General features: G+C 58.7%; 27 protein-coding genes. 2 read left to right on the top strand and 25 right to left on the bottom strand.

Annotated features, from left to right (window positions below):
- Positions 1-2: 2 nt before the first annotated feature.
- The 23 genes from nuoK to FTO60_RS09965 all read right to left on the bottom strand — a co-directional run bounded on the left by nuoK (position 3) and on the right by FTO60_RS09965 (position 17,373).
- A complete protein-coding gene (gene nuoK / locus FTO60_RS09855) occupies positions 3-308 on the bottom strand; it encodes an NADH-quinone oxidoreductase subunit NuoK (RefSeq protein ID WP_148055801.1) in 306 nt (101 codons plus the stop codon).
- On the bottom strand, positions 308-574 hold the full coding sequence (locus tag FTO60_RS09860) for a hypothetical protein (RefSeq protein ID WP_148055802.1): 267 nt from the start codon (positions 572-574) through the stop codon (positions 308-310). The genes nuoK and FTO60_RS09860 overlap by 1 nt, the downstream gene beginning before the upstream one ends.
- Before the next feature lie 2 nt (positions 575-576).
- Positions 577-1,182, bottom strand: coding sequence for an NADH-quinone oxidoreductase subunit J (locus FTO60_RS09865; RefSeq protein ID WP_148055803.1), 606 nt, complete (start codon positions 1,180-1,182; stop codon positions 577-579).
- Positions 1,179-1,577, bottom strand: a complete 399-nt coding sequence (locus FTO60_RS09870; RefSeq protein WP_148055804.1) for a carboxymuconolactone decarboxylase family protein — start codon at positions 1,575-1,577, stop codon at positions 1,179-1,181. The genes FTO60_RS09865 and FTO60_RS09870 overlap by 4 nt, the downstream gene beginning before the upstream one ends.
- On the bottom strand, positions 1,574-2,068 hold the full coding sequence (gene nuoI, locus FTO60_RS09875) for an NADH-quinone oxidoreductase subunit NuoI (RefSeq protein WP_148055805.1): 495 nt from the start codon (positions 2,066-2,068) through the stop codon (positions 1,574-1,576). Before nuoI ends, FTO60_RS09870 begins: the two co-directional genes overlap by 4 nt.
- A gap of 1 nt (position 2,069) precedes the next feature.
- Complete coding sequence (gene nuoH, locus FTO60_RS09880) at positions 2,070-3,110, bottom strand: NADH-quinone oxidoreductase subunit NuoH (protein WP_148055806.1); 1,041 nt, start codon at positions 3,108-3,110, stop codon at positions 2,070-2,072.
- 12 nt (positions 3,111-3,122) lie between these two features.
- Positions 3,123-3,497, bottom strand: coding sequence for a hypothetical protein (locus FTO60_RS09885; protein ID WP_254696945.1), 375 nt, complete (start codon positions 3,495-3,497; stop codon positions 3,123-3,125).
- A gap of 14 nt (positions 3,498-3,511) precedes the next feature.
- Positions 3,512-5,533: an NADH-quinone oxidoreductase subunit NuoG gene (gene nuoG / locus FTO60_RS09890; protein WP_148055807.1), complete on the bottom strand. Its 2,022-nt coding sequence runs from the start codon at positions 5,531-5,533 to the stop codon at positions 3,512-3,514.
- 144 nt (positions 5,534-5,677) lie between these two features.
- Entirely contained in the window at positions 5,678-6,073 is a 396-nt protein-coding gene (locus FTO60_RS09895; protein WP_148055808.1) for a DUF5333 domain-containing protein, read from the bottom strand.
- A gap of 99 nt (positions 6,074-6,172) precedes the next feature.
- Positions 6,173-6,661: a DUF3291 domain-containing protein gene (locus tag FTO60_RS09900; protein ID WP_148055809.1), complete on the bottom strand. Its 489-nt coding sequence runs from the start codon at positions 6,659-6,661 to the stop codon at positions 6,173-6,175.
- A 37-nt stretch (positions 6,662-6,698) separates the two neighbouring features.
- Entirely contained in the window at positions 6,699-7,190 is a 492-nt protein-coding gene (locus tag FTO60_RS09905) for a hypothetical protein (RefSeq protein ID WP_148055810.1), read from the bottom strand.
- Between the two features lie 2 nt (positions 7,191-7,192).
- Positions 7,193-8,476 (bottom strand): NADH-quinone oxidoreductase subunit NuoF, encoded by a 1,284-nt coding sequence (gene nuoF, locus FTO60_RS09910; protein ID WP_148055811.1) that lies wholly within the window; start codon positions 8,474-8,476, stop codon positions 7,193-7,195.
- 48 nt (positions 8,477-8,524) lie between these two features.
- Positions 8,525-8,740, bottom strand: coding sequence for a DUF5337 domain-containing protein (locus FTO60_RS09915; protein ID WP_148055812.1), 216 nt, complete (start codon positions 8,738-8,740; stop codon positions 8,525-8,527).
- 65 nt (positions 8,741-8,805) lie between these two features.
- The gene (locus FTO60_RS17690) at positions 8,806-9,594 is read right to left on the bottom strand and encodes an NADH:quinone oxidoreductase (RefSeq protein WP_172623858.1); all 789 of its coding nucleotides are present in this window, start codon (positions 9,592-9,594) and stop codon (positions 8,806-8,808) included.
- A 162-nt stretch (positions 9,595-9,756) separates the two neighbouring features.
- Positions 9,757-10,872: an NADH-quinone oxidoreductase subunit E gene (locus FTO60_RS09925; protein WP_148055813.1), complete on the bottom strand. Its 1,116-nt coding sequence runs from the start codon at positions 10,870-10,872 to the stop codon at positions 9,757-9,759.
- A gap of 112 nt (positions 10,873-10,984) precedes the next feature.
- Entirely contained in the window at positions 10,985-12,226 is a 1,242-nt protein-coding gene (locus FTO60_RS09930) for an NADH-quinone oxidoreductase subunit D (protein ID WP_148055814.1), read from the bottom strand.
- Positions 12,223-12,834 carry an NADH-quinone oxidoreductase subunit C gene (locus FTO60_RS09935; RefSeq protein ID WP_148055815.1) on the bottom strand — a complete coding sequence of 204 codons (612 nt, stop codon included), beginning with the start codon at positions 12,832-12,834 and terminating at the stop codon, positions 12,223-12,225. The genes FTO60_RS09930 and FTO60_RS09935 overlap by 4 nt, the downstream gene beginning before the upstream one ends.
- A gap of 24 nt (positions 12,835-12,858) precedes the next feature.
- On the bottom strand, positions 12,859-13,392 hold the full coding sequence (locus FTO60_RS09940) for an NADH-quinone oxidoreductase subunit B family protein (RefSeq protein WP_148055816.1): 534 nt from the start codon (positions 13,390-13,392) through the stop codon (positions 12,859-12,861).
- Positions 13,383-13,748 (bottom strand): NADH-quinone oxidoreductase subunit A, encoded by a 366-nt coding sequence (locus FTO60_RS09945; protein ID WP_148055817.1) that lies wholly within the window; start codon positions 13,746-13,748, stop codon positions 13,383-13,385. The genes FTO60_RS09940 and FTO60_RS09945 overlap by 10 nt, the downstream gene beginning before the upstream one ends.
- A gap of 219 nt (positions 13,749-13,967) precedes the next feature.
- On the bottom strand, positions 13,968-14,633 hold the full coding sequence (locus FTO60_RS09950) for a glutathione S-transferase family protein (protein WP_148055818.1): 666 nt from the start codon (positions 14,631-14,633) through the stop codon (positions 13,968-13,970).
- Positions 14,630-16,558 (bottom strand): acetyl/propionyl/methylcrotonyl-CoA carboxylase subunit alpha, encoded by a 1,929-nt coding sequence (locus FTO60_RS09955; protein ID WP_148055819.1) that lies wholly within the window; start codon positions 16,556-16,558, stop codon positions 14,630-14,632. The genes FTO60_RS09950 and FTO60_RS09955 overlap by 4 nt, the downstream gene beginning before the upstream one ends.
- Positions 16,558-17,007, bottom strand: coding sequence for a hypothetical protein (locus FTO60_RS09960; RefSeq protein WP_148055820.1), 450 nt, complete (start codon positions 17,005-17,007; stop codon positions 16,558-16,560). The genes FTO60_RS09955 and FTO60_RS09960 overlap by 1 nt, the downstream gene beginning before the upstream one ends.
- Before the next feature lie 162 nt (positions 17,008-17,169).
- On the bottom strand, positions 17,170-17,373 hold the full coding sequence (locus FTO60_RS09965) for a Flp family type IVb pilin (protein WP_197738490.1): 204 nt from the start codon (positions 17,371-17,373) through the stop codon (positions 17,170-17,172).
- A 1,691-nt stretch (positions 17,374-19,064) separates the two neighbouring features.
- Here FTO60_RS09965 and FTO60_RS09970 point away from each other — a divergent pair.
- Positions 19,065-20,072 (top strand): hypothetical protein, encoded by a 1,008-nt coding sequence (locus FTO60_RS09970; protein ID WP_148055821.1) that lies wholly within the window; start codon positions 19,065-19,067, stop codon positions 20,070-20,072.
- Between the two features lies 1 nt (position 20,073).
- On the top strand, positions 20,074-20,514 hold the full coding sequence (locus tag FTO60_RS09975) for a hypothetical protein (RefSeq protein WP_148055822.1): 441 nt from the start codon (positions 20,074-20,076) through the stop codon (positions 20,512-20,514).
- A 62-nt stretch (positions 20,515-20,576) separates the two neighbouring features.
- On the opposite strand, the gene FTO60_RS09980 is transcribed toward FTO60_RS09975, so the two are convergent.
- Positions 20,577-21,137, bottom strand: coding sequence for a hypothetical protein (locus FTO60_RS09980; RefSeq protein WP_148055823.1), 561 nt, complete (start codon positions 21,135-21,137; stop codon positions 20,577-20,579).
- 1 nt (position 21,138) lies between these two features.
- Positions 21,139-22,821, bottom strand: coding sequence for a hypothetical protein (locus tag FTO60_RS09985; RefSeq protein WP_148055824.1), 1,683 nt, complete (start codon positions 22,819-22,821; stop codon positions 21,139-21,141).
- Positions 22,822-22,843: the final 22 nt, after the last annotated feature.

A 22,843-nucleotide genomic window follows, 5' to 3' on the forward strand; every position in this document is an offset into this window, starting at 1 on the left:
ATTTAGCCCTTCATCACGTTGACGTCTTCAACGTCGATGGTCCCGCGGGTGCGGAAGAAACAAACGAGGATCGCCAGACCAATCGCGGCCTCGGCAGCGGCGACGGTCAGGACGAACAGCGTGAACACCTGCCCGACCAGATCGCCCAGAAAGCTTGAGAACGCCACAAGGTTGATATTCACCGCCAGCAGCATCAGTTCGATGCTCATCAGCAGGATGATCACATTCTTGCGGTTCAGAAACAGGCCAAAGATGCCAATGACAAACAGGGCCGCGGCCACCGTCAGGTAATGTTCAAGTCCGATCATTAAACTTCTCCAGCTTTCCAGCGACGCAACAGCGTCTTAGCCTGTCCTCTTACCTTGACGCTCTTCGCTGGATCACCGCCCAGCCCTGCGATCGTCGCTGAAGGCCAGTTCGCTTCCAACAGCGCATCGTCTACTTCGTTGTTCGCATGCCAGGCCTTTTCGAAAAACGCCATGAACCGTTGCTCATCTAGGGGATGAAGACCGCTCGGGTTTGAAGCGGCCACAGCACGGGTCAATAGATCGACCGAGTCTTGAGAAATGCTCATGATTACAAACCCTGCCCCGGCTTCACGTCTTTCAACTCCATCTGCTTGGCCGGGTCGCGCATCATCTGGCCAACGATATCCTGACGCTTGATGTCCACGCGGTGGCGCAGGGTCAGCACAATGGCACCGATCATCGCGACCAGCAGGATCAGGCCCGCAAGCTGGAACAGCATGATATATTTGTCATAGATCAGCAGACCCAGCGCCTTGGTATTGTGCACCTCGCCCGCAGGGGCGGCCACACGCTCGGCAAACCCATCCGAATAATCCCACGCGCCAAGGGCCATCGCCAGCTGCATCAGGATCACCACGCCGATCAGCAGCGCCAGCGGCATATAGCGGGCCATTTCCGCCTTGAGTTCGGCAAAGTCGATGTCCAGCATCATCACGACGAACAGGAACAACACCGCGACCGCGCCCACATAGACGATGATCAACAGCATCGCCACGAATTCCGCGCCCAGCAGCACGAACAATCCGGCCGAGGACAGGAAGGCAAGGATCAGCCACAGGACAGAATGCACCGGATTGCGGCTCACCACGGTCATCAATCCGCCGGTGATCGTGCTCACCGCGAACAGGTAAAAGGCAATCACAACTGGTGTCATGTCTTGTCATCCTTCTTCATGACCGCATTGGCCAGTTCCATCGCCTTGGTCATCGCCGGAACCCCGCCGAACATCCCCGAAAGGGCAATGGTTTCGGCCACTTCCTGTTGGGTCGCCCCCGCCTCGATGACGTGGCGCACGGTCAGTTTGATCTGCGCTTCGGCGACAGCTCCCTGAATCGTAAGGCCTTGCAGCGTCAGCAAAAGTTTCGTCTTGGCGTCCAACCCTTCGGGGTTCATCCCCTTGCCCATGAACTGTTCCATGATGTCCTTGGGCATGGTCGGGAACATCCCCTCGAAATCACCGGCAGTGAATTTTTCCAGCGCAGGATTGATCGACTTGGCCCATTCCTGACCCGCCTTCATCATCGCTTCAAAGGGGTTTTCATCACTCATCGGTAAGGTGCGTCCAGTTCAAGGTTGCGGGCAATCTCGGCTTCCCAGCGGTCGCCGTTGTCCAGCAGCTTTTCCTTGTCGTAATACAGTTCTTCGCGGGTTTCGGTGCTGTATTCAAAATTCGGCCCCTCAACGATGGCATCCACGGGGCAGGCCTCTTGGCAGAAGCCGCAATAGATGCATTTGGTCATGTCGATGTCATAGCGGGTGGTGCGGCGCGAGCCATCATCGCGTGGTTCGGCGTCGATGGTGATGGCCTGGGCCGGGCAGATCGCCTCGCACAATTTACAGGCAATACAGCGTTCCTCGCCGTTGGGATAGCGGCGCAGCGCGTGTTCACCACGAAAACGAGGGCTAAGTGGCCCCTTTTCATGGGGATAGTTCAGCGTGGCCTTGGGCGAAAAGAAATACTTGAGCCCCAGCGCGAACCCCTTGGCAAAGTCGGCCAGCAGAAAATATTTCGCAGCGCGGGTGTAATCCATCTGGGTCATCTCAACCTCCTACGGCCCAGCGGGCATAGGCACCGCCGAACAATTCGAATTTCGCCAGGAAACTGACCAGCACGACCCAGAACAGCGACATTGGCAAAAAGACTTTCCAGCCCAGACGCATCAACTGGTCATAGCGGTAGCGCGGGGTGATCGCCTTGATCATCGCGAAGATAAAGAAGGCGAACAGCATCTTGCCGATCAGCCACAAAATGCCGTCTGGCAGGCCCGGAATGGGTGACAGCCAGCCGCCAAGGAACAGCAGGGCCACCAGCGCGCACATCAGCACGACGGCCATCAATTCACCGATCATGAACAGCAGGAACGGCGTGGAGGAATATTCAACCTGATAGCCCGCAACCAGTTCGGACTCCGCTTCGGGAAGGTCGAACGGCGGGCGGTTTGTTTCGGCCAAGGCACTGATAAAGAAAAGGAACATCATCGGGAAATGCGGCAGCCAATACCAGCTGAAGATACCGTATGACCCGTCCTGCGCGGCGACGATATCACCGAAATTCAACGACCCCGTGGAGATGATAATGCCGATGATGATCAGCCCAAGGCTGACCTCGTAGGAAATCATCTGCGCCGCAGAGCGCAACGAACCAAGAAAGGGGTATTTCGAATTGGACGCCCAGCCACCCATGATCACGCCATATACTTCAAGGGATGACACGGCCATCACATAAAGGATCGCGACGTTCAGATCGGCAATCACCCAACCGTCGTTCCACGGGATCACGGCCCATGCGATCACGGCCATCACAAACGTGATCATCGGCGCAAGGAAGAACACGAACTTGTCCGCCCCCGCAGGCACGACGATTTCCTTGACGATATATTTCAGAAAATCGGCAAAGGATTGCAGCAACCCGAACACGCCCACCACGTTCGGACCCTTGCGCATCTGCACCGCCGCCCAGACCTTGCGGTCGGCATACATCAGAAACGCAAGAGCAACCAAAAGCGGGACCAGAACCAGCAGCGCCTGCCCGAGAATCAGCAGGACAATCCCAAGGTTCGTCGTGGTAAAGAATTCAACCATAGTTCAGTCCCCTCAGACCGTCGGTATGCCGTTGGTGCCGCAATCGGCGACAGTCACTTCGGCGTCAATTGTGCGCAAACCCCGCGGCAGGGCTGGCGAGATCGTGTAAACAGCATCCGCGCGCCAGACTCCACCCTGTTCCTCTACCTGCGTGCGCACGTGGCGGGCAAATCCATAGCCACGGATCAGCGCATATTGGGCGGCGGCACATTCGGCGTATTTGCTCACATCCTCGGCCCCGCGCGCACCCTGCATGGCGACGCGGAAATTCACCAGATCGCCGTCCAGCAGCCGCGTCTCAACACCCGCATAGGCAGGGTCGAACGGGGCTTGCGACACGCCTGCATCATCAGGCAGCGTGCAGCCAGCCAGCGCAGCCAGCGATATGAGGCTTGCGCGGATCACTCGGCGGCCAGCGGCGCGTTCTTGCGCGCTTTGGCATTCGCGCTAAGTTCGGCCATCAGCGTGCTGGCCCGTGCGATCGGGTTGGTCAGATAGAAATCGCTGACGGCAGTGACAAAATCGGCCTTGCCCAGCTTTTTCACCGCCAGCGGCTGCCATTCATTTTCGGGAACCACGTCGATATCGGCCAGATGCGGCACATCGGCAACCAGCGCCGTGCGCAAAGCCGCAAGTGAATCGTAGGGCAGTGTCGCGCCAAGTTCAGCAGAAAGCGCGCGCAAAATTGCCCAGTTTTCCTTGGCCTGACCGGGGGCAAAGCTGGCGCGCATCGCCAGTTGCGGGCGTCCTTCGGTGTTTACGAACAGCCCGTTTTCCTCGGTATAGGCGGCGGCGGGCAGGATGATATCGGCGCGGTGCGCCCCGCGATCCCCGTGGCTGCCCTGATAGATCACAAAGGGCCCGGCGGCGACGTCAACTTCGTCAGCACCCAGATTGTAAACCACCTCGGCCCCGTCCACGGCGGCGTCCATGCCGCCTTCCGTCACAGCGCCCACATCCATCGCGCCCACACGGGACGCGGCCGTGTGCAGCACCATCAGCTTGGCGTTTGACGCCGCGCAAATCTGCATGGCAGCCGCCAGAACCGCTGCGCCATCGGCCTCGCGCAGGGCGCCCTGACCAATGATGACGATTGCCGGATTTTCGACGGTTTCCTTTGTCGGCTTGGTCTTCACCAGCGCCTCAAGTGCGGCGCGATCCGTGCCTTTGTGGGCGTAATCATAGGTCAGATCGACAGACGGCCCGACCAGATCGATATCGCAGCCATTGCTCCAGGCCTTGCGGATACGCGCGTTCAGCACCGGCGATTCTTCGCGCGGGTTGGTGCCGATCAGCAGAATATATTTGGCCGCATCGATATCCGCGATCGTTGCCGTGCCAACATAGCCCGAGCGGCTGCCCGCTGGCAGTTTCGCACCGTCAGTGCGACATTCGACACTGCCGCCCTGCCCCGCGATTAGTTGTTTCAGCGCATACGCCGCCTCGACCGGGGCCAGATCGCCGATCAGGCCCGCAACTTTCTTGCCGGTCATCGCCGCCGCCGCAGCACCCAGCGCCTCGGGCCATGTGGCGGGGCGCAGCTTGCCACCCTCGCGGATATAGGGCGTATCAAGACGCTGGCGGCGCAACCCGTCCCAGACAAAGCGGGTCTTGTCGGAAATCCATTCCTCGTTCACGCCGTCATGGTTGCGCGGCAAAAAGCGCATGACTTCGCGCCCCTTGGTATCAACGCGGATGTTGGCGCCAAGCGCATCCATCACGTCGATGCTTTCGGTCTTGGTCAATTCCCATGGGCGGGCGGTAAAGGCATAGGGTTTGGACACCAGCGCACCGACGGGGCACAGATCAATGATGTTGCCCTGCATGTTGCTATCCAGCGTCTCACCTAGATAGGACGTAATCTCGGCGTCTTCGCCACGGCCGGTCTGGCCCATCTGGTGAATGCCCGCGACTTCGGTCGTGAAACGCACGCAGCGGGTGCAGGAAATGCAGCGCGTCATGTGGGTTTCAACGAGCGGGCCAAGATCAAGATCGGTCGTGGCGCGCTTGGGTTCGCGGTAGCGGGAAAAATCGACGCCATAAGCCATCGCCTGATCCTGCAAATCACATTCGCCGCCCTGATCGCAAATCGGGCAATCCAGCGGGTGGTTGATCAGCAGGAATTCCATCACGCCCTCACGGGCCTTTTTGACCATTGGCGAGTTGGTCTTCACAACCGGGGGCTGGCCCTCGGGACCGGGGCGCAAGTCCTTGACCTGCATCGCACAAGAGGCGGCGGGCTTGGGCGGGCCGCCGACCACTTCGACCAGACACATGCGGCAGTTGCCGGCGATCGACAGACGCTCGTGATAACAGAATCGCGGGATTTCGACGCCCGCCTGTTCGCAGGCCTGTATCAGGGTCATCGCCCCGTCAACTTCGACCTCTTTTTCGTCAATGATGATCTTGCGCAGATCGGACATGGCACCTGTCCCCGTATTCCGGTTATTCCGGCCCGGGCACGTACAAGGACGCCCCCGAACCGCAGTTGCAGGCGTTCTAGCGCGGCGCGCCCGCCAATGCCAGCGGGAAGCGGCCTAAAATGTCAGGAAAATACGCGCGGCTGTTTAGCGCAACAGGCGACCCACGGCGGTGTCCTGACTGATCTGGGCCTTTGCCACGGTGCAATAGGTTTCGCCCTGCCCCGCGACAACGCCAAGCTCGGCAAGCCGGGCGCGCGCGATCTCTTCCAGACGGGCCTTTTCGGCGCGGTCATCGACATAGGACTCGATCTGGTCATCGCTATAGCCAAGGTCACGGGCCTGCGATTTCAGACTGCTGAGATAGTTCAAACCGCGGATCAAACGCACGGATACGTCATCACAGTTATCGCCCAACTCGATCGCCATGCCGGCCGTGATCAGCCCCTCGCGCACCTGGGTCACCTCGCGCAGGGGCGGGATCGCCAGCGCGGCGGTGGCGCTGATACCCAGGCCAAACACAAGCGGGATTAATCGTTTCATACTGTCGTCTCCGATGGGGCGCCGGTTTGCGGCGCGGTCCCCATCCATGTCCCTCAAAGCCTTTTGATATTCAATATCAGCCGCAAAACGCCCGTATTTTCAGATGTTTTTCGCCGATCCGTTGGCGCGGTGCGTTTTATACATCTGCGCCTCTTTCAACCATTCCCAGCCAAAGGCATCCTCGGTATCGCCCTGCCTGCGCCGCATCTCGAGGCGCTCCAGCGCTTGGGCCAGCGTCGGCTTGTGTCCCTCGGGCACCCACCACATGACGAAATGCAGATCGCCCAGAATGTCGAACCATTCCGAACGACGCGCAAAGAACTGTTTGTGGATCGTGCCCCAGACGAATTTTTCCAACGCCGCGACCGATTCCCACACGGTGAGATTGGGAACAAATTGCGGATCGCCGTCGATCATGTTGTCGGTATTGCCCGTGCCCGGTTCGCCCGCGCCTTCCATCATCCACACGAATCCCGGCATGCGTTTGCCAAGACCGTTGATGCGATCCAGATTCGCCATGAATTCCGCAACGCGGGGGTCATCGGTGGGGGCAAGCAAGCGCCCCACATTCAATTCGGCAAGATGCATCGTGACCTCCGTGTCGGGGGCAATGACAGGCCCAATATCAGGGGTTCAGACGCAGGGCCATCCCGCGAATGGCAGCCCCAAGCGGGCTGTTTTCAAGCGCGGTTTCATCATAAAGCGAGCACCAGACATCATCAGGGTCGATATCGCTGGCCTCAATCTCGCGATCAACCTGTGCGCGCAGGCTGGCGCGCGCGCGCTCCACATCCGTGACTGCACTGGAAATGGCGGCGTCGCGATCCATTTCGCCGCGCACGCGATCCGACGAAAAGGCGCGCAATTGTTCGAACTGGACGCGGCACTGGGGCTGCGCATCGGCGACCTGATCGGGATCAAGGTCTTGCAGGAACGAACAATTGTCATAAAAAATCAACGCCGTATCCGCCGCCGCGACGCAGGCGCGGGCCTCGGCCAGGGCAGAGTCGCGCGTAACGCCTTCGGGGATCGGGGTCTTTGTCGGCCACAGCAACACGACCAACAACAAGACGCCCGCAACAAACAGGCCGTATTGCATCGACGTGAACTTGGGCATCTTCACTCGGCGGCAACCAATCCGCGTTTGTGCTTGATACGGTCTTCGATCTCGTCGCGGAAGTTCTTGATCAACCCTTGAATAGGCCAGGCCGCCGCATCACCAAGCGCGCAGATCGTGTGGCCTTCGACCTGTTTGGTGACATCAAACAGCATGTCGATTTCGGCGACATCGGCCTCGCCCTTCACCAGACGGTCCATGACCCGCATCATCCAGCCCGTGCCTTCGCGGCAGGGCGTGCATTGGCCACAGGATTCGTGCTTGTAGAATTTCGACAGGCGCCAGATCGCTTTGATCATATCGGTGGACTGGTCCATCACGATGACAGCCGCCGTGCCAAGAGACGATCCCTTTTCCTTGAGCGCATCGAAATCCATGATCGCATCGCGCATGTTTTCGCCGCGCACGCATGGCACCGATGACCCGCCCGGGATCACCGCCTTGAGGTTGTCCCAACCACCGCGAATGCCGCCGCAGTGTTTGTCGATGAGTTCCTCGAAAGAAATGCTCATCTCTTCTTCGACAACGCAGGGGTTGTTCACATGACCGCTGATCGCAAACAGTTTCGTGCCCGCATTGTTGGGACGGCCCATACCGGCGAACCATTCGGGGCCACGGCGCAGGATCGTCGGCACGACGGCAATCGATTCGACATTGTTCACAGTCGTCGGGCAGCCATAAAGCCCGGCACCTGCCGGGAATGGCGGCTTCATCCGCGGCATGCCCTTTTTGCCCTCAAGGGATTCCAGCAGCGCGGTTTCCTCGCCGCAGATATAGGCCCCTGCCCCGTGATGCAGATAAAGGTCGAAATCCCAGCCGGATTTGGCAGCGTTCTTGCCCAGCAGCCCCGCCTCATACGCTTCGTCAATCGCGGCCTGCAGCGCCTCTTTCTCGCGGATGTATTCGCCGCGAATGTAGATGTAGCAGGCGTTGGCATTCATCGCGAAACTGGCAATCAGGCAGCCTTCGATCAGCGTATGCGGATCGTGGCGCATGATTTCGCGGTCCTTGCAGGTGCCCGGTTCCGATTCGTCGGCATTCACCACCAGATAGCTGGGGCGACCATCGCTTTCTTTGGGCATAAAAGACCATTTCAACCCGGTCGGGAAACCGGCCCCACCGCGCCCGCGCAGCCCCGAGGCCTTCATCTGGTCGACGATCCAATCGCGCCCGTTCGCAATGATCTTGGCCGTGCCATCCCAATGCCCGCGCGATTTGGCGCCTTTCAGCGACCGGTCATGCATGCCGTAAAGATTGGTAAAGATACGGTCCTGATCCTTGAGCATCCTGCGGGTCCTTCTGCGGTCAACGTTGCGGCCAGACGTGCGGCGCGCTTACTTGCGGGTCTTTTGCCAGATTTTATAGGTGACAACCAGAGACCAAATGAACCCCGCAAGCGACAACAGGTAAAACAGAAATTCAAAGCGGGGCGCAAGGCCCAAACCGGCAACCAACACCGGCGCGATGATCGCCAAAATCCCGGAACAGGCGATGACAATTGCGGCCACGCGGGCCTGTTTGGCGATTGCTGGATCTCGGGGGGATGTCACGGGGGCGGTCCTTCGCTGCCCCGCCCATTCTGGGGGCGGGGCAAAATCATGATGAAATCAGCGGCTTACTTCTTGTAAGTGCCGTCTTTCTTGGCTTTCTCGGAAAAGGCCGTCTTGCCACCCTTGGCAAGGGTCTTGGCCTGTTTGATCCATTCGTCGCGCTCGATCCGGCCTTTGAATTTCAGGCGTGAATCGACCCATTCCACTTCTTGTTTGCGCCAACCGGCGATCTGATCAAAGTGGTAAAAGCCCAGCTCGTTCAGGGTCTTTTCAAGGCCGGGCCCGACACCTTTGAGCATCTTGAGATCGTCAGCACCGCCAGCGCGGGCCTTGGTCAGTGTCTCGGGCTTGCCATCGGCGGCGACGGGCTTGCGCGCCGGTTTCGCTGCAGCGGGCTTGGCGGCTTTTGCGGCAGTTGGCTTCGCAGCTTTCGCGGCGGGCTTGGCCGCTTTCGCGGCGGGTTTCGCAGCCTTCGCAGCGGCTTTCGGTTTCGCAGCCGCTTTCGGCTTGGCAGCGGCCTTGGGTGCAGCAGGCGGCGGGGCCTTGGGGGCGGGCGCCGATGTCGTCGCAGCACCGCCGCCAGCCAGTGCAGCGGGCGTGGAGGCCGGTGTCGCAGGTGGTGTTGGCGTGGCCGCAGCGCGCGGTGCGCTCGACCCGGCTGATGCGTCTACCGCGCTTCCCTTGCAGAAAAATGTCGCCAGCAGCCATGCCAGCGCAACGCCGACAATAATGCCGACGATCAAGGCCAGGAACCAACCGTCCCAGCTGGCATTCGCCCAGAAAAAGACCAGCAGGCCCAATATTGCGCCGATCACCCAGCACCAAGTCTTGCAGCTATTGTTCGTCGAAGCCATCACGTCAGATCCCTTGTGTATTACCGTTTACGCCACGCTGTTGTCGCGCGGCTTTGTGCGCCTTGCTTAGCGTAAAAACACAATGCAAGGTAGTAAAACCGCGCCATAACACAAAATATCGTATCAAACGGGCCACATTTGACGCAAACGGGCGAATTTGCCTTACTTTTCAGCGGCCAGCTTCGTGGCCTGGGCCACCCACTCGTCGCGTTCGATCCGGCCTTTGAATTTCAGACGGGAATCAACCCAGGCGATTTCGCCCGCGCCCCACTTGGCAATCTGGTCAAAGTGCCAAAAGCCCATCTCATTCAGGGTGCCTTCCAACTTGGGGCCGACACCGCTGATCCGCTTAAGATCATCCGCCCCCGCCTTGCGCGGGGCATCCAGCGTGCGGGGCTTTTTTTCGGTTGCCGCACCAACTGCGGGCTTGGCCGCCGAGGTGGCCTGCGCCTGTTGTTTCGTCACGCCCGTCTTGTCTGCGGGTGCTTTCGCGGCCGGTTTGGGCGCATTTTTGGCGGCGGTCTTGGCGGTAGATTTGGCCGCCTTTTTCGCCGGTGCAGACTTGGCCCCTTTGGAAATCCACGGGGTCAGCAGCGGCACTTCGGTGCCGTCGATCCGTTTTACCGTATCGCCGATATCCGTGGCCAGCTGCACCGAGGCGTTATACTGATAGCGCCCGCTGTCATTGTCCTTCAAGCTGGTCAGCCCCTTGAGCGGTTCCGCGGCAAAGCGCCCGTTCTGTGGCCCCGGTGTCGGAACGCGGCCCGCGGCCAGTTCGTCAATAATTTCTGACAGGCGCGCGGCGGTCAGGTCTTCGTAGTAATCCTTGCCAATCTGGGCCATCGGCGCGTTGGCGCATGATCCCAGACATTCAACCTCTTCCCAGCTGAACTTGCCATCTTCCGACAGCGCATGGGCCTGATCGGCGATCTTGTCGCGGCAGACCGCCACCAGATCCTCGGCACCGCAAATCATGCACGACAGGGTGCCGCAAATCTGGATATGAGCAACAGAACCAACCGGTTGTAGCTGGAACATAAAGTAGAACGACGCCACCTCGAGCCCGCGAATAAACGCCAGATCCAGCATGGCCGACACATGTTCAATCGCCGCGCGGGTCAACCACCCTTCCTGTTCCTGCGCGCGCCACAACAGCGGAATGATCGCGCTTGCCTGACGCCCCTCGGGGTATTTCGCGATCTGCGCCTCGGCCCATGCCTGATTGGCGGGCGTGAAGGCAAAGCTGGCGGGTTGGTCGTGGTAAAGGCGGCGAAGCATCAGCTGACTCCGGTCAGTATGACGGCCCCGTTCAGGGCCATGAAAAGTGCGGCGGGCACGGCATGTGTGCCAATACCCGTCAGAACGACAAGGGGAACCAATCCGGCAATGATCACCGGTCGACTTCCCCGAACACGATATCCATCGTGCCGATAATGGCGGCGACATCGGCAAGCTGGTGCCCGCCCGCCACGTGATCCATCGACTGCAGGTGCAGATAGCCCGGCGCGCGCAGTTTGGCGCGATAGGGTTTGTTGGTGCCATCGGCCACCAGATACACGCCGAATTCGCCCTTGGGCGCCTCGACGGCGGCGTAGACTTCGCCCGCAGGCACGTGGAACCCTTCGGTATAAAGTTTGAAGTGGTGGATCAGGGCTTCCATTGATGTCTTCATTTCGCCACGGCTGGGCGGGGTCATCTTGCCACGCGCCATGACATCGCCCTTTTCGACCTTCAGCTTGGCGCAGGCCTGCCGGATGATCGACACGGACTGGCGCATTTCCTCCATGCGCACGAGATAGCGATCATAGCAATCGCCGTTCTTGCCCACCGGGATCTGGAACTCGAATTCGTCATAACATTCATAGGGCTGTGCGCGGCGCAAATCCCACGCTAGGCCCGAGCCGCGCACCATCACGCCACTATAGCCCCAGTCCTGAATGTCTTGCTCGGTGACGATGCCGATATCGACGTTGCGCTGTTTGAAAATGCGGTTTTCGGTCAGCAGCCCGTCAAGGTTGACCATAAAGCCGGACATGAACTGATCAGCCCATGCTTCGATATCTTCGATCAGACCTTCGGGCAGGTCCTGATGCACCCCGCCGGGGCGAAAATAGGCGGCGTGCAGCCGCGCGCCGCAAGCGCGTTCATAGAACACCATCAACTGTTCGCGTTCCTCGAAACCCCAAACCGGCGGCGTCAGCGCGCCCACGTCCATCGCCTGCGTGGTGACGTTCAGCAAGTGGTTCAGCACGCGGCCAATTTCGGAATAAAGCACGCGGATCAGGCTGGCGCGGCGCGGCACTTCGGTGCCTGTCAGTTTTTCGATCGCCAGACACCAGGCATGCTCCTGATTCATCGGCGCGACATAATCGAGGCGGTCGAAATACGGCAGGTTCTGCAGATAGGTGCGGCTTTCCATCAGCTTTTCGGTGCCACGATGCAGCAGTCCGATATGCGGATCGCAGCGCTCGACGATTTCGCCGTCCAGTTCCAGCACCAAGCGCAAAACGCCGTGCGCGGCAGGGTGTTGCGGGCCGAAGTTGATGTTGAAATTGCGGATCTTCTGCTCGCCCGTCTGGGCGTCCACCGATCCGTCATCATAGGTGTTCACGCGGATATCGCCGTCCATCATTTTGCACCCTCTTTCGTCTTTTCATCACCGGGCAGGATGTATTCGGCCCCCTCCCACGGTGACATGAAATCAAACTGGCGGTATTCCTGCACCAGCGACACGGGCTCATAGACCACGCGCTTTTGCGCTTCGTCATAGCGCACTTCGGTATAGCCGGTCGTCGGGAAATCCTTGCGCAACGGATGGCCGCGGAACCCGTAATCGGTCAGCAGGCGGCGCAGATCGGGGTGGCCGGAAAACAGGATACCGAACATGTCGAACACCTCGCGCTCGAACCAGTTGGCGCTGGGGTGCACGTCGATGATCGAGGGCACCAGGTCTTCTTCACGGACCTGAATACGCAAACGGATGCGGTGGTTCTGATACATCGACAGGAAGTGATAGACCACGTCGAACCGCTTGGCCCGACCGGGGTAATCAACGGCGGTGATATCAATCAGCGAGTTGAATTTGCAGGTCGGATCGGACTTTAGAAAATCCACAAAGCCCGCGATATTGGCGGGGGCGACATCAACGGTCAGTTCACCGTGGGTCACAGCCCGGCTCAGCACGCAATCGGGGCGCTTCAGCTCGAGATGGGTTCCAAGGTCGTTCATCGCTTCAGACATGAAGGCGGTCCTTTTCACGTCGCCCTAGCGGACGATGGTGCCAGTGCGGCGAATTTTGCGCTGAAGTTGCAGCAGGCCATAAAGCAGGGCCTCGGCGGTGGGTGGGCAGCCGGGCACATAGACATCCACGGGCACGATCCGGTCACAGCCGCGCACAACGCTGTAGCTATAGTGGTAATACCCGCCGCCATTGGCACATGACCCCATCGAGATCACATAGCGCGGCTCTGGCATCTGGTCGTAAACCTTGCGCAGGGCGGGGGCCATCTTGTTGGTCAGCGTGCCGGCGACGATCATCAGATCGGACTGGCGCGGGCTGGCGCGCGGGGCAATGCCGAACCGTTCAGCATCGTAACGCGGCATCGAGGTGTGCATCATTTCAACGGCGCAACAGGCCAGACCGAAAGTCATCCAGTGCAAGCTGCCGGTGCGCGCCCAGTTGATCATGTCTGCGGTGCTGGTCACAAGGAAACCCTTGTCCTGCAACTCGCGGTTCAGGGTCTGCGTGGCAAATTCAGGATCACCGCCAGCGGTATTTGCGCCTGCAACTACACCCATTCCAACGCTCCTTTTTTCCACTCGTAAGCGAACCCAATCGTCAGCACGCCCAGGAACACCATCATCGACCAGAACGCGACCATGCTGATATCCGCAAAGGCCACGGCCCAGGGGAACAGGAACGCGATCTCCAGATCGAAAATAATGAACAAAATGGCGACCAAATAGAACCGCACATCGAATTTCATCCGCGCATCATCAAAGGCATTGAACCCGCATTCATAGGCCGACACCTTTTCAGGGTCTGGATGACGCACCGCAACCACGGCGGCGGCCAAAATCAGCACAAGGCCGATTCCAATCGCCAGACCAAGGAAAACAAGGATCGGCAGGTATTCCCGAAGAAGATCGCTCACGGTGGCAGGCTCCTGTTCCAGCGGGCCGCACGATATCAGCACGCTTGTTGGGGTCGGGTTTATCCCTGCGCGCCCAAAGGGTCAACGGGCGCAGGCCCCTGTTTTGCGTATTCATTGCATGAATTGCGCGGGCGTGATCGCGCCCGTTGATCCGGCTGTGCCCTCAAACACTAAGGCTTGCGCAAGACCACGACAGCAATCGCCCGAGGTTTGCGCGCGTCATCCCTCCCACGGGGGGTAGAAATCGCGGGTATAAAGCCCCCCTTCCGCAGGCGGCAGACACAGCTGGAAGGCCGGTCGTTCGGTGATGCGTTCATACCATTTCGCAACCTCGGGATAGGGATCAAGATGCACGAAATGGCGCGCCATATAAACCGCCTGCCCGACGCTGACATCGGCCGCACTAAAGCCGCTGGTCAGCAGGTAGTCGCGGTTTTCCACGGGTGTCGAGAGCCGCGCCTCGATCAATTCAAGGCACTTGCCCACCCGCTTGGCCTCAAGCTGCATGACGATCGGGCTGCGCATGTAATCCTCGCGCAGGATGATGTGTTGCTGGGTCAGCGCGGCTACATGCTGACTGACGGTTTCGGCAAAATGCACCCAGACCAGCCAGTCCATCCTGTCCAGATCATCCACCGCGCGACCAAGGGAAAACACATCGAAACGTTCACACAAATACTGCGTGATCGCGCCGGTTTCGGTCATCACCTCGCCATCGATTTCCAGAACCGGAACACGACCCAAGGGGTTGAGCGCGCGAAAGGAATCCATGCGCAGGGTCTGGTCAAAGGCATAAACGGCGACTTCAAATTCAACCTCCAATTCATGCAGCAACCACAGGCTGCGCATGGATCGGGTCTGGTGGCAGTGGTGCAGGCGGATCATATGTCCTCGCTTTCGGCCTCCAGCGTAACAAGCGTGACACCGGCTGCAACCTGATCGCCCGCCTTGACACCAAGCGCCGCGACAACCCCCGCACGCGGCGCGCGCAGCACATATTCCATCTTCATCGCCTCAAGGACACACAGCCGGGCGCCCGCCGCGACAGTGTCACCTGCGGCCACACTGACCGCCTGCACCAATCCGGGCATGGGCGCGGCGACACGGTCACCACCCGCCGCCCCGTCAACAGCCCGCGCCAGCGGATCGGGGATCGTAAACACGTAACTGGGCGCGCCAAACACGGTGATCTGATCACCGTGGCGCAGGCAGGCGCGCGAGCCGACCTGCCAGCCCCGCCGATCCCGCGCCACACTGACGCGATGATCGCCCCAGCCAACCGTCGCCTGATCAGCCTGCACCACCAGCTTTGCGGCGATGTCCTGGTCATTCAGGCGCAGATCAACACTGCGGGTCAGCGGCTCCCACAGGGTAAAGCCCGCAAGCGACCCATCAGGCAGGCCAGCGGCGGCCAAAACAGCCTGCGCGACCACGGCGGGCGGTGCATCCTGTCGCGCAATCAGCCTGTCAAGGTCGCGCGCGATCAGGCCGGTATCGACCTGCCCCGCACGAAATCCAGCGTGATCAGCCAAAGCCTTGAGAAACCCAAGATTGGTCACCGTCCCCGCAACCTGCGTGTCACCCAAAGCGCGCGACAGGTCTGCAAGTGCCGTCGCGCGGTCCGGCCCATGCACGACCAGTTTGGCGATCATCGGATCATAGAACGGCGAAATCTCATCGCCCGTTTCCACGCCACTGTCGGCGCGCACCCCGTCTGGAAAGGCCAGATGCGCCAGCGTCCCCGTGGCGGGCAGAAAGCCACCCGCGACGTCTTCGGCGTATAAACGTGCCTCAAAGGCGTGGCCGGTGATGGTCAGATCACCCTGCGCCAAAGGCAGCCCCTGCCCCGCGGCCACGCGCACCTGCCAGGCCACCAGATCAACACCGGTGATCGCCTCCGTTACGGGGTGTTCCACCTGCAGGCGGGTGTTCATCTCCATGAACCAGAACCCGTCGGCGCGCAGACCGCCCGTGCCGTCAACGATGAACTCCACCGTGCCCGCACCCTTGTAGCCAATGGCGATGGCCGCGCGCACCGCGGCATCCCCCATTGCCGCACGCACCGCCTCGGTCATATCGGGTGCCGGCGCTTCCTCGATCACTTTTTGGTGGCGGCGTTGCAGGGAACAATCCCTCTCAAACAGATGCACGGCACGCTCGCCATCGCCAAACACCTGCACCTCGATATGGCGCGGATGCTGGATGTATTTCTCGATCAACACGGCGTCATTGCCAAAGGCGGTGCGGGCCTCGGCGCGCGCGCTGGCCAGCGCCTCCTGGAAATCGCCCGCAGCATCGACCAGCCGCATGCCCTTGCCGCCACCACCGGCCACGGCCTTGATCATTACCGGATAGCCAATGTCATCAGCCGCGCGCGCCAGCACCGCCGCATCCTGATCCGCCCCGTGATAGCCCGGCACGACCGGCACGCCGGCCTTTTCCATCAACGCCTTGGCCGCATCCTTGAGGCCCATCGCACGGATCGCATCCGCCGAGGGACCAATAAAAACCAGACCCGCCTTTGCGACAGCCGCAACAAAATCGGGATTCTCCGACAGGAAACCATAGCCCGGGTGGATCGCCTGCGCCCCGGTTTCAAGTGCCCCTGCGATAATACGATCACCGCGCAGATAACTGTCGGCAGGGGCAGCACCGCCAATATGCACCGCGTGGTCTGCCATGCGCACATGGCGCGCACCGGCATCCGCATCGGAATACACGGCCACCGTTTCCACCCCCATCGCCCGCGCCGTCTGGGCGATCCTACAGGCAATCTCGCCGCGATTGGCGATAAGGATACGAGTGAACATCAGTCGTCCTTCAGATCCGAATACCGGCGATAACGGTGGCGGTAGATCAGGTTCGGGCGATCCCCTTCGACCAGATAAAAGATCATGCTGACTGCAACCAGGGCATCGACCAGCAACAGCATGCTGGGGTCCGCCCCGATATTGCGCGCAAAGGCATAAAGCGTGAAACCCGCCATGATGATCGCCACGATAATTGCCCAGGGCATGCGCGCCCAAAGACCCAAACCGGTGATCACCGGCAGCGCCCCGCCCAGCACGATCACCGTCACCGGATAACCCGCGCCGGTAAAGGCCCACAGCTTGAACAGCCCCGACACGATCAGATAGGCGATGATCACATACAGGGTCAGGCCCGGTCGGCCCTTGGGATGCGCGCGCGCCTGCTGCGGCGTGACATCGACCCAAGGGATACCGGCCCCCGGATCAGGCCGCTTGTCGTTGTCACTCATGTCGATCCCTTTCTGTGGAACGCCGTGCATCTTTGACTCGATGCAACGGATTTTCTGCATCCTCTCAGTGAGCGACGTCACGCCATAAAGACCCCATCGTCAAGCATTTCCGACCCAAACCGGACCTTGGGCGCGTTACGGGTCAGTGTTCGCTTTGCGGGACTATCCTGCCGTTCGACTTTCTCGTTCAGAGGTCCGCTTTGCGCCAGCAGAAGCTGCCGCACCGTTGATGTCACCAGCAAGTGTCGTCAAAGCAGCAACACCAAGTGCAACTGCAAGGCCAACCGCTACGCCGTATTCAACAAGAGTGACGCCACGCTCATCATGGCGGAAAGAGATCATCATTTTCATGAGTGTATCACGCATTGTTTGCTCCAGTATTTTGAGAAATAGGGATGTTTCGGTTCAATAGCGGATCGGTTCCCCCCGTCCGCTTGCAACGAGTCTGGCATGTGCCCGACCAATCCGGTGCCACCCCTAAGCCGGAAAACCACACCTATGAGTTGTGTTTTGCGACGGAAATGCCGGGCAGAGGCCCTAAGTCGAACAGTCATGGAATCTGGCGCGCGCCGATTCGAATGGGCCAGATCGCCATCGATCGGAGCTGGGACCCGCTAAAGACAGAATCCCAAGTTAGAGTTAGTTTTGGGCATCGCGGGGTTGCTATTCTGAGCACGTCGCGCAGCCGCGGACATGCATCTGACCAGACTTACAAAACTGTGGTGCCGGCGCCGGCCCGGAGTAAACTCGGCCACCTGTTCTTGTTTTATCTGAGCGCCGAACGCTTTCAACAATCTGAGTAGAAGAGACACCATAGTCCTCTTCTAACGTCAGCTCCTATTGGGCCGAATGGGTTGGTTGGAAAAGAGTGGGCTGCTGGTGCATCGTGAACGATGGGATTTTCGATTGGCAGCGGTTGCCTGCCGCCCAGCGCCGGCCGTGAAACATGCGAGGGTAGAGGTTTGTGTTCTGTGGAAACCGTTCGCCTGCTGGGGGCGAAAACAGTTGTGGGAAATCCAACTGACCAGACCACCGCTGCGTGGAGGCCTGTCGTTCTTCTCGCTAAAAAGCAGTACCGGCCGAGGTTCGGCCGGTGTGTAACTTGTACAGTGATAGCTTTGGACCGTACCTCGAGGGCTACGCTTTCACTATGACATCGGGGTTAGTTGAACCTGTCGGAAGTATGGGTTCTGAACGGCGGCCTCGCGACCATAGCCCGAAGAAACCAAACAGCTTAGCCCGCGCGAAGGGACTTGGACCATGATGCTCCAACTCTCGCTGCTCTCATTCATAAACAACTGAATGATGTTCGAGTTCTCGAGTTCCCCAGAGTAGGCAAGCGTTTCGCCATGGGAAGTTCGAAGATTGCGTTCTACTTGGCTGGTGTTTGCACACGGAAGGGCTGCGGCTTGCGTGGCCAAAAGCGATCCTGCAATCGCAAGAAGTGTCGTTCTTTTCATCTGCTCAATCCTGTCTTCGGCGGGCTTTTCCCGCTCATTTGTGGACGCCTTATAGTTTACGTGGCGTGAAGGTGCCGCAACAATGTGGTCACAATGCGGCAGGATTGAAGTTAAATAGCGCCGCTTTGACTCTCTTGGAACACATTTTCCTCTGCCCGTGGCGCAGTCTCGAGGGGCCGTCCGATCATCTTGACAGACGGTGTGCCATACCGTTCTGAATCTGAACCTAAATTCGGATTTGCCCCCCCGTTTTTACGACTGATCGCAACCGCCACTTCGGTAAGCAAGATCTTGCCAGTTCGGAGGCACGAGGTCGCTCTCAGAATCGGGAGAATGCTTAGAATTTTACTCAACCCTTAATTGACAAGGATCAATTCAATTCACCCGGAGCGCGCTGACCGCAACGTATCCAAGGCGCCATTTTCAACGCTGCTAATGCCCGCAATTCGCCCATGTGGTATTGGGCATTTCCGTGGCCACAATATGGCGGCAATATGGAGGCAGAATGAGCCAAACTTGACAACTAACTGATTTTAGGCGCATAATTATATATAGGTCTACATAGACTTTATCGACACAGCCTTGGGGGGATGTGGAATGGTCGCTAAATCCTTTATACTTTCGGCACTGTTTTTTGCCGCTCAAAGTAGTGTCGTCTACGCCCAGTCCAGTACGGCGCTTATTGATCGCCAACTCTTGGATCAGATCGATTTTCGGGATGCTGCTTTCTCAGTTTGTTTTGAGCAACGGAGTTGCGAGGTAGGTGTCTCGATACCGAGATCATCAAGCAACGATCCTCTGGAATTAACCGTTGCAGTAGCGGCTGAACGGGATACTGGCATTCTTGAAGGCTGGCAGCCCGCTGAACTCTACTGGGATCCGGTCGATGGTTTTGGTGTCCTCGGCGGCGGACAGAACGACGAGATCGATTTCAACGAACGGCTGACCATTTCTCTTTCCGAGCCTTTGAATATCCAGGGGATGTGGTTCTCTGACATGTTCATCGGGGAGCAATCCAATTACGGGGTCAGCTACACGGAACAGGAAGACCTGGAGGCGGCAGACGTTGTTGCGTCTTTGACGGGCGTCATGGTGTTTGAGCGTCGTGTCACTGGGCAGGTCGTCGTTCCCGATGATCCTTTCAACGTCGTCGTCAGCGATGACTTTGTCGAAGGCGGTGACGCTCGGAACCGAGTTTTGATCGACGAGGGGATTGTTACGTTTCTCATTGAAGATGAAACGCAAGGCTCCCCGCGGATTATTCGTGCCGCCGTGGGAGAGATTGACCCTTCCAAGCTGGACATTTTCGCGGGTGCCGAGATCGTGGATATCGATCCGGCCACCCTTTTGGGTGAAACTGAATTTGCACCATTGCTCGCCGCCGGTCTGCGCAATCAACTCATGATGGAGCGGATGGTGACCAATCAGATCAACCTTGCCGCATGGCACACCGAGGCCAGTCGACAACGGCTGATTTCAAGCGTGCCCAATGGTGAAGTTGGCACAGTGTTGAACGTAGCAACCACAGTAGATCAACTGGTGTTCTCGGCAGAGCTTATGACCAGTAACGACTATTCGGTTGCCGGCCTGGTGGTGGAGAACTGATATGTTTAAGAGAGTTATCTTCCGCGCAACCGTCATCCTTTCCATGGTGGCTACAAAAGCCGCCGCTACGATTGTCCCGGCTTGGACCAATTCGATGCCTACGCCGAACTCGAACTGGTCAAAACTCGACGGTGCAGTTTCAGAGCCGTTCGCTCGCCGGGAATTGAATCCGGACATCATTAGTGTCGTCACCAATCATCAACGGTGGCAAGACTATGAGGAAGCCATCCGCGTTACCTATGCGATGGCCCGAACCTCGGAAATTGGCGACCTTGACGAGCTTTGGGCATCCGTTCTGATTGAACACCACGGACCAGAAGCCTTGTCGACCTATCTGGCCGTCCGTGGCCAAATTAACTTGCTCGACGATCACAGCGACGCGCCAGGATACTTCATGGAGAATTGGCTCTGGAATGCCAGCTCTGGCAGCGGAGATTCCTGATCCGCTGTTAGATGATCGGGGTGTCCCTTTCGGTATCTCAAGAGGCTAGCTTTGGATGCGGCTTAACCAGCTGACCAAAGCACTTTCGCATCAGACAAATCCCTTAGCTGGGTTAACCCAAATCGTGCCTGTAAGCGTGGCACAGCATCGATCGGGTCAATTTGTCCGAGGTGTTCTATCGCAAACCCATAGCGTCCAAGAAACGGCACTGGTCGCATTGTTGCGCAGCAAAATACGAGGCGCGCAAATGCTGCTTGATGTTGCTGAGTCAGCAACTCCTTCAGTGCATTCCGCATCAGGTCATGCTCGATATCCCCGCAATAGATGCCGATTACTGGCAGAGACTCCGGTTCGGCAGACCATGCAATGCTGCCCAAGCTGACGTTCAATGGAGTCAGTCGCCCCGTGTCTAAGGCAGAAAGCATCGATGGGATTATTGGTGGAGCGGCTTCAACCTGATCGGCAAAATCAATGTTAAGGTCAAAAAGCTGCGGAGAGGAAAGCTCGGCTTGCATCTCCCGAAACTCAAGCTGAGCCAACCGCTTTCCCATCAGTTGGTTTTCCCGCGCCAGACGGCGGATCATCGACGGAGCGACTTGTTTGGGTGCCGGAACGCGGACCATGTTATTGGTACCTTTCGCAGACTTCGTGGATGGCGCGCGCCGCATCCGGCCCACCATTCTCAGCCGGAGGGCGACCTGAAATCACCGTCCGCTTACGGACTTTCGCCAAGAAGTCATCGATGATGGCTTCAAATTGCTCTGGCCGGTCTGGATGCAACATCGACACCCAGCCGGCGTCTGCCGCGTGGCTGGCCCGTGCTACCTGATCATCAAGGCGTTCATGGTTCGTTGGGGCCAGCAAGACGGGCCGACTGAACCCAAGCATCAACTCGTGATAGCTGTTGTAGCCCGTGGCCGTTACCATTCCATCGAATGCCGCTAGATACCGACTGAGTGGGTAGAACCGCCGGATCATCGTCTTGCCCATGTCTTGGTTCGGTGCCGCCGCGAGGGGAGATTGTGCCCAGACCAGATTGACGCGGTGCACCTGCGCATAATTGTTGATCAGGGTCCGAATACGGTCCCAATTTCCAAATGCACCTCCAAGCGAGACCAGGCAATTCGCGCGCCGAGGCAAGCCAAGTTTCTTTCGTGCGACCTTTTTGTCATATGCCGGGAGATAAGGTTTCAGCGTCACCGGACGGGCAGATAATCGCTCCGAAAACCCCCTGTGTTGCGCTTGTCGTAGACGTGTCGGCCCCTTATCGTTTTCGACGGACAGATCTCCAGGTTCCAGCACAATGTCGCAGAACTGTTCGGATTCCAGAAGCTGCGCATCCGCGTCGGGCTGTAACATCCCACGCCGCACCCATATCATACCGACATTGCCACACCCCGGCTCCTTAAGCGCAGCGACAATAAAGGGGTCGAAAGTCATGCCGTCGTAACTGACTGCGTTTGGGCGCAAATGTCGGATGGCCTTTGCGAATTCCAGTTTTTCAAACTCACGCCAATCTGGTGGGTGAGCGCCTAGATGGCTTGAGGTTTGCCGCAAGATAACTTCGAACCCTGCGGCTTGAACGATCTCTGCAGCGCGCGAGAAACACCAAAACACAACTCGCGTTCCGTATTGTTCCCGCAGCGCAAATGCTATTGCCATCATACGAGTGATATGGCCCAACCCTACGCCATTGGGCACCACGGCCAGAAGTGTAGGCCTCCGATCCGACACGGGCGTAGGCGGCGCGTCATCTGTCGTGGCGGTCGCGGCCGCGACCAGATCACAAAGGTCGAGATCGTCATCGTCATTCGTTGCGAGCACGCCAAGGCGTCGGAGCCTTGCCCAATTGAAAAGGCTGAGTGTGGCCCGACGAGATGCTTCGTCTTCGCCTACCACCTCGATTAAGTCTTCCCGTCGCGACAAGACAGCCCTGAATCTCCCTGGTGTCACCGGGGTAAAGGGGGAAATGACACCGACTTCTCGACTAAGATGCGCTTTCGCTTGGTCAGCGGACTCTTGGGACAGGGCCGTCAAAGTCAAAAACGATCCAACCTCGTCGGCTAATAGCCCGGAGAACCAACTCAGGCCCATCTCCCATTGGAGCGTGTCATTCACGGTTGTGCTGCGCCTCAGGAAAACCTCGGTTGGCTTCGCATGGCTTTGGATGGTCTTGAAATGGGCTAAGGTATAATCTTGATTCAGAACAATTATCCTGTCGACCAGTTCGATCTCTCGATCGGGATCAGTGATCCAGACGAATTCAGACGAACTATTCTTCGCTAGGTCTTCCAGAAGTTGGGCCAATGGGTCAGACCGGCTCCCCAAC

The organism is Octadecabacter sp. SW4 (genome assembly GCF_008065155.1).
Classification (GTDB): Bacteria; Pseudomonadota; Alphaproteobacteria; order Rhodobacterales; family Rhodobacteraceae; genus SW4.

Excerpts from the sequence above, each read along its gene's own strand:
- nuoH (WP_148055806.1), bottom strand. The coding sequence starts at position 3,110 with ATGGTTGAATTCTTTACCACGACGAACCTTGGGATTGTCCTGCTGATT.
- nuoK (WP_148055801.1), bottom strand. The coding sequence starts at position 308 with ATGATCGGACTTGAACATTACCTGACGGTGGCCGCGGCCCTGTTTGTC.
- FTO60_RS09980 (WP_148055823.1), bottom strand. The coding sequence starts at position 21,137 with ATGGTCCGCGTTCCGGCACCCAAACAAGTCGCTCCGTCGATGATCCGC.
- FTO60_RS09865 (WP_148055803.1), bottom strand. The coding sequence starts at position 1,182 with ATGACACCAGTTGTGATTGCCTTTTACCTGTTCGCGGTGAGCACGATC.
- FTO60_RS17690 (WP_172623858.1), bottom strand. The coding sequence starts at position 9,594 with ATGGCTTCGACGAACAATAGCTGCAAGACTTGGTGCTGGGTGATCGGC.
- FTO60_RS09950 (WP_148055818.1), bottom strand. The coding sequence starts at position 14,633 with ATGATCCGCCTGCACCACTGCCACCAGACCCGATCCATGCGCAGCCTG.
- FTO60_RS09870 (WP_148055804.1), bottom strand. The coding sequence starts at position 1,577 with ATGAGTGATGAAAACCCCTTTGAAGCGATGATGAAGGCGGGTCAGGAA.
- FTO60_RS09860 (WP_148055802.1), bottom strand. The coding sequence starts at position 574 with ATGAGCATTTCTCAAGACTCGGTCGATCTATTGACCCGTGCTGTGGCC.
- FTO60_RS09905 (WP_148055810.1), bottom strand. The coding sequence starts at position 7,190 with ATGCCCAAGTTCACGTCGATGCAATACGGCCTGTTTGTTGCGGGCGTC.
- FTO60_RS09975 (WP_148055822.1), top strand. The coding sequence starts at position 20,074 with ATGTTTAAGAGAGTTATCTTCCGCGCAACCGTCATCCTTTCCATGGTG.
- nuoI (WP_148055805.1), bottom strand. The coding sequence starts at position 2,068 with ATGACCCAGATGGATTACACCCGCGCTGCGAAATATTTTCTGCTGGCC.
- FTO60_RS09940 (WP_148055816.1), bottom strand. The coding sequence starts at position 13,392 with ATGGGTGTAGTTGCAGGCGCAAATACCGCTGGCGGTGATCCTGAATTT.
- FTO60_RS09900 (WP_148055809.1), bottom strand. The coding sequence starts at position 6,661 with ATGCATCTTGCCGAATTGAATGTGGGGCGCTTGCTTGCCCCCACCGAT.
- FTO60_RS09970 (WP_148055821.1), top strand. The coding sequence starts at position 19,065 with ATGGTCGCTAAATCCTTTATACTTTCGGCACTGTTTTTTGCCGCTCAA.
- FTO60_RS09955 (WP_148055819.1), bottom strand. The coding sequence starts at position 16,558 with ATGTTCACTCGTATCCTTATCGCCAATCGCGGCGAGATTGCCTGTAGG.
- FTO60_RS09960 (WP_148055820.1), bottom strand. The coding sequence starts at position 17,007 with ATGAGTGACAACGACAAGCGGCCTGATCCGGGGGCCGGTATCCCTTGG.
- FTO60_RS09935 (WP_148055815.1), bottom strand. The coding sequence starts at position 12,834 with ATGTCTGAAGCGATGAACGACCTTGGAACCCATCTCGAGCTGAAGCGC.
- nuoG (WP_148055807.1), bottom strand. The coding sequence starts at position 5,533 with ATGTCCGATCTGCGCAAGATCATCATTGACGAAAAAGAGGTCGAAGTT.
- nuoF (WP_148055811.1), bottom strand. The coding sequence starts at position 8,476 with ATGCTCAAGGATCAGGACCGTATCTTTACCAATCTTTACGGCATGCAT.
- FTO60_RS09930 (WP_148055814.1), bottom strand. The coding sequence starts at position 12,226 with ATGATGGACGGCGATATCCGCGTGAACACCTATGATGACGGATCGGTG.
- FTO60_RS09895 (WP_148055808.1), bottom strand. The coding sequence starts at position 6,073 with ATGAAACGATTAATCCCGCTTGTGTTTGGCCTGGGTATCAGCGCCACC.
- FTO60_RS09925 (WP_148055813.1), bottom strand. The coding sequence starts at position 10,872 with ATGCTTCGCCGCCTTTACCACGACCAACCCGCCAGCTTTGCCTTCACG.
- FTO60_RS09965 (WP_197738490.1), bottom strand. The coding sequence starts at position 17,373 with ATGCGTGATACACTCATGAAAATGATGATCTCTTTCCGCCATGATGAG.